The sequence below is a fragment of the Spiractinospora alimapuensis genome (assembly GCF_018437505.1).
Taxonomy (GTDB): domain Bacteria; phylum Actinomycetota; class Actinomycetes; order Streptosporangiales; family Streptosporangiaceae; genus Spiractinospora; species Spiractinospora alimapuensis.
Genome location: NZ_CP072467.1, coordinates 1,325,921 through 1,344,102 on the forward strand (window position 1 = coordinate 1,325,921; position 18,182 = coordinate 1,344,102).

Below are 18,182 nucleotides of genomic sequence, written 5' to 3' on the forward strand. Positions count from 1 at the left end.
GGTGGTCAGTCCCTCCTTGTGGGGGCGCCGCCGGTGGGCGGCGCGGGTTGGGTGTCCCGCTGGTCGTCACGGCCGCGCCGTAACAGACGGAACGACGATCCGGTTCGGGGGCGCGCCGCGTAGGCCACCGCGGCGATGATGATGAGGCCCTGTACCGCCGGGTTGAGCGTCGACGGCATCCCAAACTGGTTGAACAGCACGAACAGGGCCTGGAGTGCCAGAGCCCCACCGATCGCGCCGACGACGGTCCCCCGTCCGCCGCCGAGCACGATGCCGCCGAGGACGACGGCGGTGATGGCCGTGAACTCCAGCCCCTGTCCGACCTGGGCCGTGAGGCCCGACCGGCCGCCGATGAGGATGGCGGCCAGCGTCGTCAGCAGGCTGCACGCCACGAACGCGGCGGTGCGGATCTGCCAGACGCGCGCACCGGAGAACCGGACCGTGACGTCGTTGTCGCCGACGGCCATGAGCGTGCGCCCGTAGGGGGTGCGCATGACCCACACGGCGAGCGCGCCCACGACGACGAGGACGAGCACGGCCCAGGGCAACTGCCCGATCACGGGCACGTCGCTGATGCCGTCCCTGCCGAGGATCCGGAACCGTGTGGACAGTTCCCCGGTCGGGGCTCCCCCGGTCCACAGGCGGATCGCCCCGAACAGGATCAGCATCATGCCGAGGGTGGTGATGATCGACGGGACCCGGAGGAGTGTGACGACGAGGCCGTTGACCAGGCCGACCAGGGCGCCGAAGCCCACCATCAGGGCGAGCACGCCGAAGGTGCGGCTGTCGTCGCCCTCCAGGAGTCGGGCCGCGATGACCACCTGCGCCCCGACCAGGGATCCGACCGACAGGTCGAGCTCCCCGGAGACGATGACGAAGTACTGGCCGATGGCCAGCACCACCACGCCCGCCGCGGGCAGCAGGAAGAACGCCACCATGGTGCGCGGCTGGGCGAAGGACGGGTTCATGACGAACACGAACGCGAAGATCACGACGATGAGGGCGAACACGGTCCCGCTCCCGCCGCCGAGCAGGCGGGCGAGGACCTCGGTCGCGCGTCCGGACGGGCCGGTGGTCGAGGAACGGGTCATGACCTGCCTCCCGGTTCCGCGGAGGTGACGTCGCCGGTGGGGTCGGGACGACCGTCGGGCGGCGGATCAGGGTCGGTGGCGCTCGCCGGATCTCCCGGCCCGCTCCTGGGTGTGGACGGGTGCCCGTCCCCGGCGAAGCGGTCCCGGTCGGCGTTGCGCCGGAACCGGTGCCGGGCGTACAGGGCGACGGCGGCGATCACCACGACGCCACGCAGCACGTCCTTGAAGAAGGGGTTCACGGCCAGCAGGTTGAAGACGCTGTCGAGGACCGCGAGGATGAGGACGCCCGCGATGGTGCCGGCGACCCCGCCCCACCCACCGAGGAGGTTGGTGCCACCGAGGACGACGGCGGCGATCGAGTCGAGCTCGTAGCCGGAGCGGTAGACGCGTTCCCCGCTTCCGGTGCCGAAGCGGGCGGCGAGGAGGAGTCCGGCCAGGCCGGCGGTCACGGCACAGAACACGTGGGCGGTGATGACGGTGCGGTCGGTGCGGATACCCGACATGCGGGCGACGTCGGTGTCGCCGCCGACGGCGTACATGTGGTACCCGACGCGGGTCGCGCGCAGCAGGACGATCGCGAGGACCGCGACCGCGAGCATCACCAGTGTGGACAGAGGCAGGACCCCGATCCGCATGTAGCCGAAGAGTTGGAACTCCGCGGGCACGGCTCCCTCGGGGCCCTGGAAACGGGTGTCCAGGTAGCCCTTGATGATGAGCCCCATCCCGAGCGTGGTGATGAACGCGTTGACGCGCAGCTTGGTGATGGCGAGTCCGTTGACGAGCCCGATGAGACCGGCGACGAGGAGCACCGCCAGGACACCCAGCGGGATTCGGGAGGGGTCGCCGTCCATCGTCGTGGCGGCGACCAGGCTGGACAACGCCACCACGTATCCCACGGACAGATCCAGGGAGCGGCAGATGATGACGAGGGTCTGGCCGATGGCCACGAACCCGAGCACGCTGGAACGGCCCAGCATGTCCACCACGTTGGACTCGGAGAAGAGGTTCTGGCCGCGGAACGCGACCAGCACGGCCGCGACGACGACGATCGCCACCAAGGCGACGTAGACGAGTCCGGTGGTGCCCAGCCGGCCCACGATCGGGATGCGTACGGAGCGGTTCACTGGTCACTCTCCGGCCCGTCGGCCCTCTCGGAGGGGGGTTCGCCGCGTGCGTCGGTGCGGCCCGGGGAGGCCACTCCGGCATCGCGGCCCTCGGCGTGGTCGGGACCGGCGTCGTCACCGACGCCGAGCGCGTCCGCCGTCGGCGGCGCCGCGGCGCTGTGCCCCGTGGCCAGGGCCATCACCGCCTCCTCATCCACTCCGGCGGGGAGCTCGCCGGCGATCCGGCCGTCGTGAAGGACGACGATGCGGTCGGCGAGGCCGAGGATCTCCGGCAGCTCCGAGGAGATGAGCAGGATCGCCACCCCGGTACTCGCGAGCTCCTGGATCGCCCGGTAGACGGCCTGTTTGGCGCCGACGTCGATCCCGCGCGTCGGCTCGTCGAGCAGGATGACCGTGGGGTCGGTGGCGAGCCACTTGGCGAGCACCACCTTCTGCTGGTTGCCGCCGGACAGGAACCGCACCTCCTGCTGCTCCCCCCGGGACACCAGTTCCAGGCTGGACAGGATTCCGGGGATCTGGCGGGCGCGGCGGTTGGACTGGGTGCCGAACACGCTGTCCAGGACGAGGCGGGCGTTGGCGATGACGGACTGGTTCAGCGCCAGCCCCTGCGCCTTGCGGTCCTCGGCGACCATGGCCACACCGGCCCCGATGGCCGTGCGGGGCGAGGTCAACGTGACGGGGGCGCCGTCCAGTTCCACGGTGCCCCGGGTGAAGCGTTCGAGACCGAAGAGGGCGTGGGCGAGTTCTGTGCGGCCACTGCCCTGCAGGCCGGCGACGCCCACGACCTCGCCGCCGCCGAGGTCCAGCGTGATCCCGTCGAGCTGTCGGTTTCCCGCCCCGCGGATCCGGAGCCGCACGGGCGGCTCCTCGGACCTGGGCGGCTTGTCCGGGAAGACCGTACTGACGGGACGGCCCACCATCTGGCGGATGAGCTCTTCCGGGGTGGTCGTCGCGGGGGTGAGGGAGCCGACCCGCTGGCCGTCCTTCAGCACGGTGACCGTGTCGGCCAGGTCGAAGATCTCCTTGAGCCGGTGGGAGACGTACAGGATCGCCATCCCGCGCGCGCGCAGTCGGTGCACGAGGCGGTAGAGGACCTCGACCTCGGCGTCGGCGAGCGCGGCGGTGGGTTCGTCCATGGAGAGGATACGGGCATCCGCCGACAGGGCCTTGACGATCTCCACGATCTGTTGCTCGGCGATGGACAGGGTCCCCACCTTCACGGTGGGGGCGATCCCGGGGATTTCGAGGTCGTCCAGGAGCTGGGCGGTGTCGGCCTGCATCCGTCGGGCGTCGACGACGCCACGCCGCAACGGCTCCCGGCCGAGGAACACGTTCTCCGCGACCGTCCGCTCGGGCAGCAGGTTGAACTCCTGGAAGACCGTGGACACCCCGGCCGCCTGCGCGTCGACGGGATGCGCGAATCGCACACCCGCGCCGTCGAGCACCACGCGTCCCGCGTCGGGCTGGTGCACTCCGGCGAGGATCTTCATGAGCGTGGACTTGCCGGCACCGTTCTCACCGACCAGCGCGTGCACCTCGCCCCCGCGTAGCTCCAGGTCCACCGCTGTCAGGACGTTGACTCCGAGGAAGGACTTTCCGATGCCCTCCATGCGCAGCAGTGGAGGGTTGGGTGCGTCGTTCGCGGACGCACCGCGCGACGCGTTCGTCATGGCACGTCCACCCAGGTGTTCTCCGTCGCCGAGGCGAGGACCGCGTCGGCGATTCGGGCCCCGCGCAGACCGTCGGCGAAGGTGGGGAGCCCCTCGGGGGCGGTCCCCCTCGTGGCGGCGTCGACGTCGGCGGCGAAGTTGTTGAAGCAGTCCTGGTAGCCCTGCGGGTGCCCCGAGGGGACGTGCGCGAGCCGCGCCGCGTCGGGGCTGAGTGTCGCGGGGTCGCGCATCCGGACCGTGTTCTGCGCTTCCTGGCCGATCCACAGCAGTTCGGGCTGTTCCTGGTCGAAGGAGAGCGTGGCCTCGGCTCCGGAGATCTCCAGCAGCAGGCGGTTCTTGCGTCCGGCGGAGACCTGGCTGATCACGGCGGTGCCCACGAGGCCGTGGTCGGTGACGTACTGCAGGGTCACGAGGTCCTCGGTGGTGACCGCCTCCTCGCCCTCGCCACGGTGGTCGTTGATGCGGCTGGTCTGGGCGTTGAGTGACCGGATGCGGTGCCCGCTGACGAACTCCAGCAGGTCGCAGAAGTGTGATCCGATGTCGCCGAAGGCGCGCAGCGGTCCGCCGATGCTGGGGTCGACCCGCCAGTTGCTCTCCGAGGGGCGCAGGAGCCAGTCCTGGAAGTAGCCCCCGTGCGCGAGCACCAGGCGTCCCAGTCCGCCTCGACGCACCAGGGCGCGCGCCTCGCGGACCATGGGGTGGAACCGGTACACGAACGGCACCGCGGTGATCCGACCGCTGTCGGCGGCGGCGCGCTCCATTCGTTCCGCGGAGGCGGTGTCAGTGGTGAGCGGCTTCTCGCAGACGACGTGTTTGCCGGCGGCCAGGGCGCGGACGCTGAAGTCCTCGTGGAGGTGGTTCGGGGTGCACACGTGAACGACGTCCACGTTGGGGTCGGCGATCAGGGTGTCGGGGTCGGCGAAGGCGCGTTCGGCTCCCGTGCGAACCGCGGCCTCTTCGGCCTTGCTGGGACTGGACCCGGCGACACCGACCACGGTGCCCCCCGCCGCGCGCACAGCGTGACTGTGGACCCGCCCCATGAACCCGGTTCCGATGACGGCGGCGCGGTATCCGTGTGGTCGTGGTGCGGCGTCGGTCGTGTCCCGGATCACGGGGCCTGTGGTGAATCCCATAGGGATGACGGTAAACACGACTTATGCCCGGAGTCAATCAGAAGTTCACAGAATTTCCGACAGATGTCAGCCGACTCATGTTGATTCGTGTATGTGATTCACTGGGAAGGTGACACAAGATGCGACAGCGCTGTCGCGACCGCCGTCGGGGCAGGCGCCAACGGGGACTCTCGGCGCCGGCACCCTGCTGCGGATGCTGCGCGACGGCAAGCCCCGCACCCGTTCCGAACTGGCCTCGATGACGGGCATGGCCCGGTCCACCCTCACCCAACGGGTGGACGCGCTCCTCGCCAGCGGCCTGATCCAACCGGCGGGTGAGGCGGCCTCCAGCGGCGGCCGGCCGCCCACCACCTTCGCGTTCGCCCCCTCCGCCCGGATCGTGCTCGCCGCCGACCTGGGAGCCACCCACGCCCGGCTCGGCGTCACCGACCTGTCGGGGCGAATCCTGGCCGAGACCAGCGCCGACGTCGCGATCGACCTCGGCCCCACCACCGTCCTGGACTGGGTCATCGACAACGGCCGCGCCCTGATCGCCGAGATCGGCCGTACTCCGGAGGAGCTGCTGGGGGTCGGGCTCGGCCTTCCCGGACCCGTGGAGCATTCCACCGGGCGGGCGATCAACCCGCCGATCATGCCGGGCTGGGACGGCTTCGACGTTCCCGCCTACGTGGGAGCCCAGCTCCCCGGGTCGGTCTTCGTCGACAACGACGTGAACATCATGGCCCTGGGTGAGTACTTCTCCCAGTGGAGCGACGTGCGGCACCTGCTCTACGTCAAGGTGGCCACCGGCATCGGCTGCGGCATCATCACCGACGGCACCGTCTACCGCGGCGCCCAGGGAGCCGCGGGCGACATGGGACACATCCAGGTCTCCGACGGCGGAGGCATCCTCTGCCGCTGCGGAAACACCGACTGCCTCGAAGCCGTCGCCAGCGGACCCGCCATCGCCACGAAGCTCACCCAGGCCGGGATCGCGGCCGACACCGCGCTCGACGTCGTCCACCTCGCCCGCGCCGGCACCCCGTCCCTCACCCCGCTGCTACGGGACGCGGGCCGCGACATCGGCGAGGTTCTGGCCGCCTCGGTCAACCTGCTCAACCCGGGAATCGTCGTCGTCGGCGGCGCGATGATCCTCGCCGGCGACCACCTCCTCGCCGGAATCCGCGAGGTCATCTACCAACGCTCCCTCCCCCTGGCCACCCAGAACCTCCGCATCGTCGCGGCCCGAACCGGGGAGGGCGCGGGAGTCATCGGCGCCGCCACCATGGTGATCGAGTACCGTCTCGGCCCGGACCGCGTCGACGCCCTCGTGGGCACCTGACCCACCCCTGGAATCCACGGGGACACGAGCCAGCGGCGTCGGATCCGCGCCGGAGTACCCGCCAGCGGCCGAATCCGGCCACCGCCCGTCGTCACGTCGAGGGGAGGAACGCCCCAGGGAGCCGCACGGCGTACCCGACGGAGTGCTGGCTCCACCTTCGCGGACGACAACGAGCCAGGACACCGACGCGACCACCCCCGTCGGGGAGAGGACGCCCCCAGACGCCTGACCGGACCGACGACGACCCGCCCACGGCTGCCCCGACGGCTCCGACCGCGGCCGGGGCGAAAGGGCGCTCCACACAACGAGACTTTCGTGGATTCCGGTTCCGGCCCGGCGAGGACGCCTGACCACCAGCGCCCACCGTGGTTCGCTCGCCACCCGAACCCGACCATCCGCAACCCGCCCGCCGAGAGCGAAGCCCCGGGGAGCCATGCGGAGGGCCGCCTCCGGGCGCCCCCCCAACAGCGCATCCGCCCACGTCACCGGCAGAGAGGGCTCGCCGCGAGCTACCGATCATTGACCAACACGGAGATCGCCCCTCACCCCGATGGGGAGGGAACGCGCAGGGCCTCCGCGCACCGGGCCCCGCGTTGGCACCGGTTCGGGATCGGCGAGGGCACCGGCACCACCACCCACCACCCACCGCCCCAGGGCGTGTTCTAGAAGGGTGTGAGGGTCGATTGGTATCGATTCGGTGGTCGCCGCCCGTAAACAGGTGAGGCCTCCAGGAGATGAGTCAACGACCAAGAAGACCGTCTCCACCAGAGACTTCGCGCTGTCTCGACCAGCCACCCACCGCCACGACCTCACCAATGGACAGTGGAAGCCCTTCGGCCGCTGCTGCCGGTTCCCTCCCCGCGCGGACGTCCGCCCCACCGGTGCCGCCGCACCCTGCTCAACGCTGTGCGCTCGCGGATACGGGTCGGGGCGCCCTGGCGTGACCTGCCCGCCGCCTACGGGCCCTGGCAGAGCACCTACGGCCTGTTCCGCCGCTTCGAACGCGAGGGGGTGTGGGACCGTGTGGCTGGCACTGCCGCAGGCCCGCGCCCACACCACCGGACACGTCGGGTGGGAGGTGTCGGTGGACTCCACGATCGTGCGTGCCCACCCCCGGAGCCCGCCCCGCCGGCGGCGAGCCCGGAGACCACGCCCTGGGGCGCTCGCGCGGGGGCTGGACCACGAAGGCGCACTCGCCCGTCCAGAGGGCCAGTGGGCCGACGCTCTCTCGCGCCTCCAGGCCGAGCCACGCTCCCCCCAGTGGGCCGACCGGCCGATACCGGACCGCGCGGCCCCCACGGGAGACGAATCAGTTCGAGCCCACCGTCGCCAGGACGGTTCTGCCGTCGGCACGGACCTCCACGGACGGGCCGGCCGCGGTGACGAAGGCGGACTCGCCCCGTTCGAGTTTGAGTTCCTCGTCGCTCCGCCGCAGGACACACGCACCGGAGAGGGCGAGGACGACGGCGGGGGTGTGAGCGGGGATGGACGTGTCCTTGCCACCGTTGATGAGGTCGAGCCGGAACTCGGGGTAGTCCACCGGGTAGCGCGCGCACGTCGAGTCGCGAACGGGGCGCACCCAGGGAACGGGCCGCGACGAGAGGTCGGCGACCTCCAGGACGCCCTGGGGGTCGACGTGCTTGCCGGTTAGACCGGCTCTGATCACGTTGTTGGAGCTGCCCATGATCTCCAGCGCGACGCCGCCCAGGTGGGCGTGGGGTCGCCCCGGGGGGACGAGTAGCGCCTCGCCGGGAGCGAGCGAGACGCGGTGGAGCAGGGGAACGATCGCCGCTCCCGGGTCCCCGGGAAAGCGGCAGGCGATGTCCATCGCGGTGCGCAGCGACGCGGGGATCTCACCCCGCGCGGCCTGTTCCGCGCACTCCCCCAGGAATCCGTCGAGCAGCCGGCCGGGGTCGGAGCGACGTAGTTCCAGGGCGCGGGACACGGCGCCACGGACGGCGTCGTCGGACTTCCCCAGCTCGCGCCGCAGGTCCCGCGCGAGCGGCCCGGACAGCGACCCGAGGTCCTGGGCCACCTCGCCCGGCGGGCGAAAGCCACACAGGGCGTCGAAGGAGCCGAGCGCGACCAGGAGCTCAGGCTTGGGGAACGGGTCGGGATAGTTGCGCGTCGCCCCGTCCCGGGGAACTCCCGCGACCTCCTCCGCGGCGAACCCGGTCCGGGCCTGTCGCGCGTTCGGATGGACCTGCAGTGACAGTGGGGAGCGGGCGGCCAACACCTTGAGCAGGAACGGGAGGCGGGCACCGAACCGGGAGGTCACACCCGCGCCCAGGTACTCCTGAGGGGCCGCGTCGATCGCCGCGTCCAGGGGCACCGGCCCGGTGAGGGTCTCCACGACGCTGGGGGCCGAGGCGTGCGCGCCGAGCCACAACTCGGCGTACGGCCGTCCGTCCGGGGAGCGCCCGAGCATGCGGGGGATGGCCGTCGGGGACCCCCAGTGGTAATGGCGCACCTGGTTGCGCAGACGTCGCATGACCCGTTCCTACCATTATCGGTGTGCACATCATCGTCATGGGTGTCGCCGGGTGTGGCAAGAGCACCGTGGGCCGTTCGTTGTCCGACCGGTTCGGCCTGCCGTTCGCCGAGGCCGACGACTTCCATCCCACCGCCAACCGTCAAAAGATGGAGTCCGGGCAACCGCTGGACGACGCCGACCGCGACCCCTGGCTCGACGCCCTCGCCGCCTGGTTGGCGGCACGACGCCGGGCCGGCGGGTCCAGCGTGATGGCGTGCTCCGCGCTGCGCCGTCGGTACCGCGACCGGCTCCGACTCGACACATCCGACGCCTTTTTCCTGCACCTGCGCGGCGACTATTCCGAGTTCGCGCGGCGGATGGCCGCCCGGGACCACTTCATGCCCCCGGAACTACTCGCGTCCCAGTTCGCCACGCTGGAGGAACTCCACCCCGACGAGGCGGGGCTGACGGTGGACGCGTCGTGGCCCGTCGCGGAGGTCGTGCGGTGCGTGGCGCGCCGTCTGCGGGGTCAACGCGACGTCGAGGTGTCCCCACCTGGGGTCCTCGGAACGGACGGGCCGAGACGGCGCGGCGACGGGTGACGCCGCCGAACCGCCGCTCGCCCCGACCTCCGTCAGCCGGAGGTCTCCATGTGACCCATCCGCGTGGAGATCTCCGCGCCGGCCTTGGCGACGCGACGGCCGATCTCCTCCAGGGAGTCCTCGGTCATCCGGTAGGAGGGACCTGAGGCACTGATCGCGGCGATCACGTCACCGGCCACGCCGCGTACGGGAGCCGCGACGGCGTTCAGGCCGATCTCCAGCTCCTCGACCGCGGCGATGTGGCCGTTGGCGTGCAGGGTGTCGATCTGGGATCGGATCACGTCCGGATCGGTGATGGTGTGTTCGGTGACTTGCTCGAGCGGGCCGCGTAGCACCCGCCGCTGGTCGTGGACGGACATGTACGCGAGGAGGACCTTGCCGCTGGATGTGGCGTGGAGAGGGCACTGACGCCCGATCCAGTTCTGACTGACGATCGCCGAGGCGCCGCGGACCTGGTCGATGTTGACCGCCCATTCGCCGCTGGGGATGGCGATGTTCACCGTCTCCCCCAGCTCAGAGGCGAGGTCCTCACAGACCCGTCGGCTCTGTTGCGTGAGGTCGAGACCCGCTGTCATCGCACCCGCCAACCGGATCACGCCGAAGCCGAGCTGGTACTTGCCCCGGGAGCCCGGCTGTTCCACCAGGCCTCGCCGTTCCAACGCTCCAACCAGCCGGAACGCGGTGGACTTGTGGACTCCCAGCTCTCCGGCGATCTCGGTGACTCCGGCCTCGCCATGCTGGGCGAGGATCTCCAACACCGTGATCGCGCGATCCACTGACTTAACCGGCGCCTCGTCGGAGGCAGGGCCACCCCGCGATCCACGGTCGACGGCTCCGAGGCTCGACGCGTCGATTCTGGTCCCGTACTGTGCGTGGTCGTCGTTGTTGGCCATATGATCCACAATAGTGGTCAAGACTGAACACAACCTGTACGGTCACTCCCAGAGACCAAATCGCAACCCCGTGACCTGCGGTTTTTCAGGCGCTCCCGTGATCGGCTTTGTCGGGTTAGGGTATTGACACTCCTCTGTTCCCGTCTCTGTTCCCGTCACGGTGAGGAATCAACGGATGCGAGCTCTGTACCCCTCCATCGACCCCTACGACCACGGGACGCTCGACGTCGGGGACGGACACCAGATCTACTGGGAGCTGTGCGGCAACCCTGACGGGAAACCCGTCGTCTTCCTGCACGGTGGGCCCGGAGCGGGGTGCGCGCCGATCCACCGGCGGTTGTTCGACCCGGAACGCTATCGCATCCTTCTGTTCGACCAGCGCAACTGCGGGCGGAGCACGCCCAGCGCCGCGCGGGTCGACACCGATCTCGCCACGAATACCACGTGGACGCTGGTCGACGACATCGAGGCCCTGCGCCGCATGGTGGGCGTGGAGCACTGGCAGGTGTTCGGCGGGTCCTGGGGCAGCGCACTGGCGTTGGCCTACGCCCAGACCCACCCGGAACGGGTCACCGAACTCGTCGTGCGCGGCATCTTCACCCTGCGGGACCAAGAGGTGAGGTGGTTCTACCAGTGGGGCGCCTCCGAGCTTTTCCCGGACCTGTGGGAGGACTACGTGGCTCCCATCCCCGAGGAGGAACGCGGTGACCTGGTCGCCGCCTACGCCAAGCGCCTGGCCAGCGCTGACCCGCGGGTGCGGATCCCGGCCGCGCGGGCGTGGAGCGTCTGGGAAGGCTCCACCATCTCGCTGTTGCCCAACCCGGACGTTCGCAGCGCACACGCCGAGGACGACTTCGCCGTGACGTTCGCGCGGATCGAGAACCACTACTTCACCAATCGCGGTTTCCTCCGCCCGAACCAGCTCCTGGAGGACGCGCACCGACTGCGCTCGATCCCCGGAGTCATCGTGCAGGGGCGCTACGACGTCTGCACGCCGATGGCCACGGCCTACGCGCTGCACAAGGCGTGGCCCGAGGCGGAGTTCCGGGTGATCGACGACGCCGGGCACGCGGTCGGCGAGCCGGGGATCCTGGACGCCCTGATCGAGGCCACGGACCGGTTCGCCGACCAGTAGCGCCACTGCGTGCGACGGCAGGGAGATCCAGGTGACCGACGGAGGCGTGGTGGACGGCTTCCGGCTGGGGCACGTCCCCGTGTCCGCCGACGCCACCGTCACGGACTTCACCTACGCGTGGGAGGACGTCGGCTTCACCTCGCGGGTGTGGGAACGTCCAACGGCCGACGGTGGATGGCGGGTGGTCCTGCAGGCGCTGGTCCTGCGAGGGGAGAAGCTGCGCGACCTCGCGGCGGTGCGGGTGTTCCTGTCCCGGTATCACGAGCGCGTGGACGCCACCTGGGACCTCGCCCTGTTCACCCGGGACGGCCGGGTGGGGCTGCGTGGGACGACCGAGGCGTTCTGGTGGGCGGGCCCCGGGGTCGCGGTCGAGGTACGCGACCCCCTGGGCGAACTGGGAACCGAGGAGTTGGTCGCCACGGCCCGAAGCGTGACACCGGTGGTCACCCGCTAGCGGGTGGACGACTCCCGTCCAGCCTCCGCGCCCACCGTCAGCACGCGCTCAGGACCTCGCGCAGCGCGGAATCCTCCGCCTCGTCCAGCGTCAACTCCCAGGTGTGCTTCACCTCGATCCAGGACACGACGTAGGCGCAGTGAGAGGACTCCAGCGGCGGCAACCAGTCGGCCGGATCCTGGTCGCCCTTGGCCCGGTTACTGGAGGCGCTCACGGCCCACAACTGGGTGGTGTCCAGGTCGTTGGCGAACCGCTGCCGCTGTTCGGTGGACCAGGAGTGGGTGCCGGAACGCCACGCCTCCTTCAACGCCACCATGTGGTCGATGTCGACGTCCCCCGGATCGGTGAGGGTCTCCCCGTCGTAGGCGCTGTACCAGGAACCGGACACCGGCTGACAGTCCTCGTCGGTCTCCACGTTCTCTCCGTCCCGCCCCAGCACGACCTGTCGGGTCGTGCAGTTGTCCTGGACGTCGGCGTCCCAGTGAGGGAACAGCGCCCGGTCGTACCCCGGCGGGTCGTCCTCCTCTTCCACGGTCAGCTCCCCCAGCCGCTCCTGTGCCAGCTCCACGCTGGAGGCGTCCGGAGGGTCCCGAAAGTCCGCGGGGGCGACGTCCCCGTCGGCCGTCGCCCCCGTCACACCGCCGGAGTCGGCCGTGTCCATCAGTCCGAGTTGCTGCGCGGCGAGGACGCCGAGCGCCGCGAGAACGGCGACCGCCGCCGCGCCGCCGGCGACGCGGGACGCGCGACCGCGACGGCCCTTCGTCGACCGAGGGGCGGCACGGCCACGGGTGCTCGAGGGTCGCGCGGACCGGGATTTCTTCTTGGCCATGAGGGGACTCCACACTTTCGCAGGGCGCGACCACGGGACGGACGTCAACGGTCTGTCCCCAGCTTGACGCATCGTGGTCGACGACGGGGGCGGGAAGCCGGAATGTGGGGAACACATGAGACGCCGCGCGCGGCCCCCTCCGAGGCCGCGCCGGTCACCCGTCCGCGGACACCGCCCACTCCCGTAGTTCGATCTTGCGCACCTTTCCGCTGACCGTCATCGGGAACTCAGTCATGACGCGCAGGTGGCGGGGAACCTTGAAGTGGGCGAGTTCGCCGCGACAGAACACCGTGATGTCGTCCAGCGTCGGCGGTTCCGAGAGGTCGGTAGGGATCACGCATGCCATGATCTCCTCGCCGTACTTGGGGTCGGGTACCCCAATGACCTGGACGTCGGAGATCTTCGGATGCCGGTACAGGAACTCCTCGATCTCGCGGGGGTACACGTTCTCGCCACCCCGGATGATCATGTCCTTGATCCGCCCCACGACCGACAGGTAACCGTCGGGGCGCATGACCGCGAGGTCACCGGTGTGCATCCACCGCGCGGCGTCGATCACCGCCGCGGTGGCCTCCGGCTGGTCCCAGTACCCCAGCATCACCGAGTACCCACGCGTGCACAGCTCCCCGGGTTCACCACGGGGCAGCACCCGGCCGGTCGCGGGATCGACGACCGAGACCTCGAGGTGGGGCATGACCCGGCCGACGGTCTCCGTGCGTCGCTCCAGGTCGTCGTCCCGTCGGGTCTGGGTGGACACCGGCGAGGTCTCGGTCATGCCGTAGCAGATCGCGACCTCCGCCATGTTCATGTCGCTGACCACCCGCTTCATCACTTCCACGGGGCACGGGGATCCGGCCATGATTCCAGTGCGCAGCGAGGACAGGTCGCGGTCGGCGAAGTCCGGCAGATTCAGTTCGGCGATGAACATGGTGGGAACCCCGTAGAGCGACGTCACCCGCTCCTCGGTGACGGCGCGCAGTGTGTCCGCCGCGTCGAACGCGGGACCGGGAATGACGACGCAGGCCCCGTGGCTGGTCGCGCCGAGATTCCCCATCACCATGCCGAAACAGTGATAGAAGGGCACGGGGAGACACACTCGGTCGTCTTCGGTGTAGCCGAGGGTCTCCCCGACGAAGAACCCGTTGTTCAGGATGTTGTGGTGCGACAGGGTCGCGCCCTTGGGAAAGCCGGTCGTCCCCGAGGTGTACTGGATGTTGATCGGGTCGTCGAAGCTGAGCTCGGCGGCGCGCTCCTCCAGTCGCACCGCGTCGAACCCGTCGGCGTCGGCGAGCAGCGCTTCCCAACTCTCGTCCTGGACGAAGACCACCTCGCGTAGGGCGGGGCAGCGGGGCCGGACCTCGTCGATCATGGCGTGGTAGTCGCTGCCACGGTGGCCACGCGCGGCGACCAGGACGCTCACGCCGGCCTGGGTGAGCGCGAAGGCGAGTTCGTTGCGTTGGTAGGACGGGTTGACGGTCACGAGAACGGCGCCGATCCGGGCGGTCGCGTACTGGGTCAGCACCCACTCCGGGACGTTCGGCGCCCAGATCCCGACCCGGTCCCCGACGGCGACCCCGCGGGCCAGCAGGCCACGGGCCACGCGGTCGACGTCGTTCAGGAGCTGCGTGTAGGTCCACCGGCGTCCGCTGGGGCGGTCCACCAGTGCCTCTCGGTCGGGGAATCGGGCGGTGGTGCGGACGAGGTTCTCGCCGATGGTCTCGCCCAGCAGGGGAACGTCCGACACTCCGCTGACGTAGGACTTCATACGTGCCCTCCCGTGGTCGCCCGGACACGGCCGTCGCCGCGCTTCCCCCATAGTGGGGAGAGTGACCCACGCCATACAAGTGGCGCTCGGTTCCGGGGCGGGTCAGGAGGTTCCGACGTACTCCGTCATCGCGTCGAGGAGCCACAGGGCCAGGTGTTCGGCGAACGAGGACCGGACCAGGACGCGGTACTCGTTCTCGGCCTCGGCGCACAGGACGCCGACGTCGACCCGAGCAAGCAGTGTCTGGGTGAAGGCGCCGGTCGGGAAGGCGTCGCGGTGCAGGTCGAGGGGACAGCCGTGGGCGAGGACGTCGCGCGCGTGCGGGCCGGACAACTCGAGGACGGTCCGCTGGGCGGAGACGTCGACGACGCTCGCGCACGGGGTGCCGTACTCCGTGCCCAGACAGGACTCCAGTCCGCAGGCGATCCCGTGACCGGTGACGTCCGGACCGGCGGCCAGAACGAGGTACCACCCCGGGCCGCACCACAGCACCCGCACCCCGTCGTGGCCGCGACTCCGTCCGGGCGGCGGCAGGGAACACCCCAGGAAGGACGCGGCGCAACGCCGAGCCGCCTCCTCCTCGCTGGGTTCCAGCCGCAACTCCACCTGGGCGAGGAACGGCACCTCCCGCAGGCGCACCGTGTTCGGCCCGCCGGTAGCACTCATCTGGGCGGCGACTCCGGCCGCCGGGCTGCGCCGGGACGGCGGGGTGATCGTGGCCGCTGCGCTGTCATCCGTCACGGCGCGCCCCCTCAGGGTCGTAGAACACGGGTTCGCAGATGGTCACGGGCACTCGGGCGCCGAGGTGGTAGGCCCACAGAGTCTCACCGTGGCGCTCGGCGCCGCCGGCCAGCAACGCGAGCCCGAAGGGGCCACCCTCGGTGGAGTGCGGGTAGGCGGAGGTGACATGCCCGACCATGGGCACCGGGGTGGCCGCCTCGGGATCCTCGATGAGCTGTGCCCCCTCCGCCAGCGGGGTTCGGCGGTCACGGGGCCGCAGGCCGACCAGGGTTTGTCGGTCCTCGCGCGCGCTGTCGGGCCGGGCCAGGGAGCGCTTGCCCACGAAGTCCTTCTTCTTACTGACCGCCCAGCCCAGGCCCGCGTCCCGCGGCGTCGTGGTTCCGTCGGTCTCGTGCCCCACCACGATGAACCCCTTCTCGGCGCGCAGCACGTGCATGGTCTCCGTGCCGTACGGGGTGATGCCGTAGGGACGGCCCGCCGAGACGACCGCCTCCCACAGGGCCAGGCCGTACCAGGACGGCACCGAGATCTCGTAGGTGAGCTCCCCGCTGAAGCTGACGCGCAGGATGCGCGCCTCGATCCCCGCCACCCGTGACTCCCGCATGTCCAGGTGGGCGAACCCCTCCACGGACACGTCGAGGTCGGGGGCGAGGTGACGAAGCACGTCCCGCGCCCGGGGTCCCACGACGCTCACGGTGGCGAACTGGTCGGTGACCGGGGTGCAGGCCACACACAGGTCCGGCCACTCCGTCTGGAGCCAGTCCTCCAGCCAGTTGAGCACGCTGTCGCTGTTGCCGCTGGTCGTGGTGATCAGGTAGCGGTCCTCGGCCAGCCGGACACTCACTCCGTCATCCATGACCATGCCGTCGGTACCGCACATCACCCCGTACCGGCACCGCCCCACCCGCATCGTCGAGAAGGTGTTGGCGTATATCCGGTCCAGGAAACGCGGCGCGTCCGCTCCCTCGACCATGATCTTGCCCAGAGTGGAGGCGTCGAGGACGCCGACCGCCGCACGGGTCGTGCGGCACTCCCGCGCGACGGCGGTGTCCATGTCCTCCACACCGTCGACGGTGGGACGCGGGTAGTAGCGGGCGCGTTTCCACTGCCCCACGTCCTCGAACACGGCGCCGGCGTCGACGTGCCAGTCGTGCATCGGCGTACGGCGCACCGGATCGAGGAAATCGCCGCGACAACGCCCGGCCACGGCGGCGAACGGGACCGGAACCAACGGGGGTCGGGCGCGTGTTCGTCCCACCTCGTCGAGGTCACGGTCCAACCGTTCGGCGAGGATTCCGGCGAGCACGGAACCGGAGGTGCGTCCCTGGTCCGGGCCGGTACCGATGGTGGTGAACCGCTTGACGTGCTCGACGCTGACCATGCCGTGGGCGATCGCGGCGTGGACGTCGGCGAGGGTCGCGTCCCGTGAGAGGTCGACGAAGGTCTGGTCCGGATCGGCGTCGGGTGCCGTCACCACCCATGTCGCACTCGGCGGCCCACCGGCGGACGGTGGGGACTCCCCCGCGGCGCCGCCCACCACGCGCACGCCAGGCGGGACCTCCGCGGGGATCCACGCCGCCTGCTCCTCCGACCACCGCGTGGTGCCCCGCGCCTGTGTGAGCAGCCCCAACACCGGATCCCGCCCACCGGACACGGCCAGCAGGTCACAGCCGAACTCTCGTCGGTCCGGCAGGACGACGCCCGTCGGTCCCAGCGGAGCGACGACCGCCCCTGTGAGGCATCCTTCCTCGTCGCCGGTCGTACGCACCACCGCGTGGCCGTTCAGCACCTCGATCCCACGTCGGAGGAGATCGGAGCGCGGTTCCGCCGCGGGGCGCGGGTCGACGACGGCGAGTACGTTCACGCCCGCGTCCGCCAGCGCGGCCGCGTCCGCCAGGGCCCCGTCGTGGCAGGCGAAGACCACGGCACGCTGGCCGGGGAGCACCCCGTAGTTCCGGGCGTACTCGACCGCCGCCCCCGCCAGCATGACGCCGGGCCGGTCGTTCCCGGCGAAGGCCACGGAACGTTCGCCGCGCCCGGTCGCGAGGACCACCTCACCGGCGCGGATGTTCCAGATCCGATGGCGGGCCCGTGCCTCCGGCGCGTCCACGGGCTGGTCGGTGCGGCGTTGGAACGCGGTCACGCCGCCGCCGGGGTGGTAGCCGGTGACGGTGGTTCGGGTCAGGACGCGTACCTCGGGCTGGGCTTCGAGGTCGGCGATCTCGCCCCGAAGATCGGCAAGGGAACGGGTCGGCGCGTCGTCGCCCCGTCGCGCGGTTCGCCCCCCGAGCGCCGGATGATCGTCGGCGACGACCACCCGCTGCCCCCGGGCGACGGCCGCCCGCGCCGCCGCCACTCCGGCGGGTCCCCCGCCGACCACCAAGACGTCACAGTGGGCCCACATGGTGTCGGACCGGCTGACGTCCGGGCTCGTGGACAGTGTGCCCAGCCCGGCGAGTGACCGCGCGTGCAGCCCGTCGTAGGCGGCGACCATGGTCGCCGCCACCAGCGGCTCCCCTGGCGCCGAGGTGATCCGCACATGGGCGTTGGCCTCGGCCTGCCCCACCCCGTGCACCCCGCGCGGGCGCCCCCGCTCGGGGCTGGTCGCCACGACGCGCACCCCGTTGGCCAACAGTGCCGAGGCGAGCGTGTCGCCGACGAACGCCGCCAACTCCCGCCCGTCGAAGGTGACCGAGATGGGCCGGTCCCGGTCCACGTGGCCCCCCTCGCCCCGACGGCGGGGTCCCACACTCGAGGGCTGTGCCACCCACGCTTCGTCAGCCACGACGGGCCTCCCGGAACACGGTCGGAGGGAACTCGGTGTGTCTTGTGGGGGCGGTCCCCCACGCCTTCCGGAAGCGGCGGCGGTGGGTCGTCCCCGACGCAGCCCCTCCATCGCCGCGCGCCAGGACCACACTCGGTACGTTGGCAGGGCGGTCGGAGGGCCGCCC

15 protein-coding genes are annotated in these 18,182 nt (G+C 70.9%); 5 read left to right on the forward strand and 10 right to left on the reverse strand.

Annotated features, from left to right (window positions below):
- Positions 1–5 precede the first annotated feature (5 nt).
- From J4H86_RS06145 to J4H86_RS06160, 4 genes are read right to left on the reverse strand one after another with little or no spacing between them, the layout of a single operon-like run.
- A complete protein-coding gene (locus J4H86_RS06145) occupies positions 6–1,091 on the reverse strand; it encodes an ABC transporter permease (RefSeq protein WP_236542536.1) in 1,086 nt (361 codons plus the stop codon).
- On the reverse strand, positions 1,088–2,215 hold the full coding sequence (locus tag J4H86_RS06150; RefSeq protein ID WP_236542537.1) for an ABC transporter permease: 1,128 nt from the start codon (positions 2,213–2,215) through the stop codon (positions 1,088–1,090). Before J4H86_RS06150 ends, J4H86_RS06145 begins: the two co-directional genes overlap by 4 nt.
- Positions 2,212–3,885 carry a sugar ABC transporter ATP-binding protein gene (locus tag J4H86_RS06155; RefSeq protein WP_236542538.1) on the reverse strand — a complete coding sequence of 558 codons (1,674 nt, stop codon included), beginning with the start codon at positions 3,883–3,885 and terminating at the stop codon, positions 2,212–2,214. The genes J4H86_RS06150 and J4H86_RS06155 overlap by 4 nt, the downstream gene beginning before the upstream one ends.
- Positions 3,882–5,018, reverse strand: coding sequence for a Gfo/Idh/MocA family protein (locus J4H86_RS06160; protein ID WP_236542539.1), 1,137 nt, complete (start codon positions 5,016–5,018; stop codon positions 3,882–3,884). The genes J4H86_RS06155 and J4H86_RS06160 overlap by 4 nt, the downstream gene beginning before the upstream one ends.
- 109 nt (positions 5,019–5,127) lie before the next feature.
- Between J4H86_RS06160 and J4H86_RS06165 the strand changes: the two genes are divergently transcribed.
- Together J4H86_RS06165 and J4H86_RS27575 are read left to right on the forward strand one after the other, a co-directional pair.
- Positions 5,128–6,339 (forward strand): ROK family transcriptional regulator, encoded by a 1,212-nt coding sequence (locus tag J4H86_RS06165; RefSeq protein WP_394356454.1) that lies wholly within the window; start codon positions 5,128–5,130, stop codon positions 6,337–6,339.
- A gap of 822 nt (positions 6,340–7,161) precedes the next feature.
- Entirely contained in the window at positions 7,162–7,722 is a 561-nt protein-coding gene (locus J4H86_RS27575; protein ID WP_394356455.1) for a transposase, read from the forward strand.
- Here the strand turns inward: J4H86_RS27575 and manA are convergent.
- Positions 7,649–8,830 carry a mannose-6-phosphate isomerase, class I gene (manA, locus tag J4H86_RS06170; protein ID WP_236542540.1) on the reverse strand — a complete coding sequence of 394 codons (1,182 nt, stop codon included), beginning with the start codon at positions 8,828–8,830 and terminating at the stop codon, positions 7,649–7,651. The genes J4H86_RS27575 and manA overlap by 74 nt on opposite strands.
- Positions 8,831–8,853: 23 nt before the next feature.
- Between manA and J4H86_RS06175 the strand changes: the two genes are divergently transcribed.
- A complete protein-coding gene (locus tag J4H86_RS06175; protein ID WP_236542541.1) occupies positions 8,854–9,414 on the forward strand; it encodes a gluconokinase in 561 nt (186 codons plus the stop codon).
- A gap of 32 nt (positions 9,415–9,446) precedes the next feature.
- Here J4H86_RS06175 and J4H86_RS06180 read toward each other — a convergent pair whose 3' ends face one another.
- On the reverse strand, positions 9,447–10,190 hold the full coding sequence (locus J4H86_RS06180) for an IclR family transcriptional regulator (protein WP_236543927.1): 744 nt from the start codon (positions 10,188–10,190) through the stop codon (positions 9,447–9,449).
- A gap of 292 nt (positions 10,191–10,482) precedes the next feature.
- Between J4H86_RS06180 and pip the strand changes: the two genes are divergently transcribed.
- Entirely contained in the window at positions 10,483–11,442 is a 960-nt protein-coding gene (pip, locus tag J4H86_RS06185) for a prolyl aminopeptidase (protein ID WP_236542542.1), read from the forward strand.
- A gap of 31 nt (positions 11,443–11,473) precedes the next feature.
- On the forward strand, positions 11,474–11,896 hold the full coding sequence (locus J4H86_RS06190; RefSeq protein ID WP_236542543.1) for a hypothetical protein: 423 nt from the start codon (positions 11,474–11,476) through the stop codon (positions 11,894–11,896).
- A 37-nt stretch (positions 11,897–11,933) separates the two neighbouring features.
- On the opposite strand, the gene J4H86_RS06195 is transcribed toward J4H86_RS06190, so the two are convergent.
- The 4 genes from J4H86_RS06195 to J4H86_RS06210 all read right to left on the reverse strand — a co-directional run bounded on the left by J4H86_RS06195 (position 11,934) and on the right by J4H86_RS06210 (position 18,016).
- Positions 11,934–12,725: an HNH endonuclease family protein gene (locus tag J4H86_RS06195; RefSeq protein WP_236542544.1), complete on the reverse strand. Its 792-nt coding sequence runs from the start codon at positions 12,723–12,725 to the stop codon at positions 11,934–11,936.
- Positions 12,726–12,879: 154 nt separating this feature from the next.
- Positions 12,880–14,490 (reverse strand): AMP-binding protein, encoded by a 1,611-nt coding sequence (locus tag J4H86_RS06200; protein WP_236542545.1) that lies wholly within the window; start codon positions 14,488–14,490, stop codon positions 12,880–12,882.
- Between the two features lie 102 nt (positions 14,491–14,592).
- Positions 14,593–15,231, reverse strand: coding sequence for a sarcosine oxidase subunit gamma (locus J4H86_RS06205; protein ID WP_236542546.1), 639 nt, complete (start codon positions 15,229–15,231; stop codon positions 14,593–14,595).
- Complete coding sequence (locus tag J4H86_RS06210; protein ID WP_236542547.1) at positions 15,221–18,016, reverse strand: 2Fe-2S iron-sulfur cluster-binding protein; 2,796 nt, start codon at positions 18,014–18,016, stop codon at positions 15,221–15,223. The genes J4H86_RS06205 and J4H86_RS06210 overlap by 11 nt, the downstream gene beginning before the upstream one ends.
- Between the last annotated feature and the right edge of the window lie 166 nt (positions 18,017–18,182).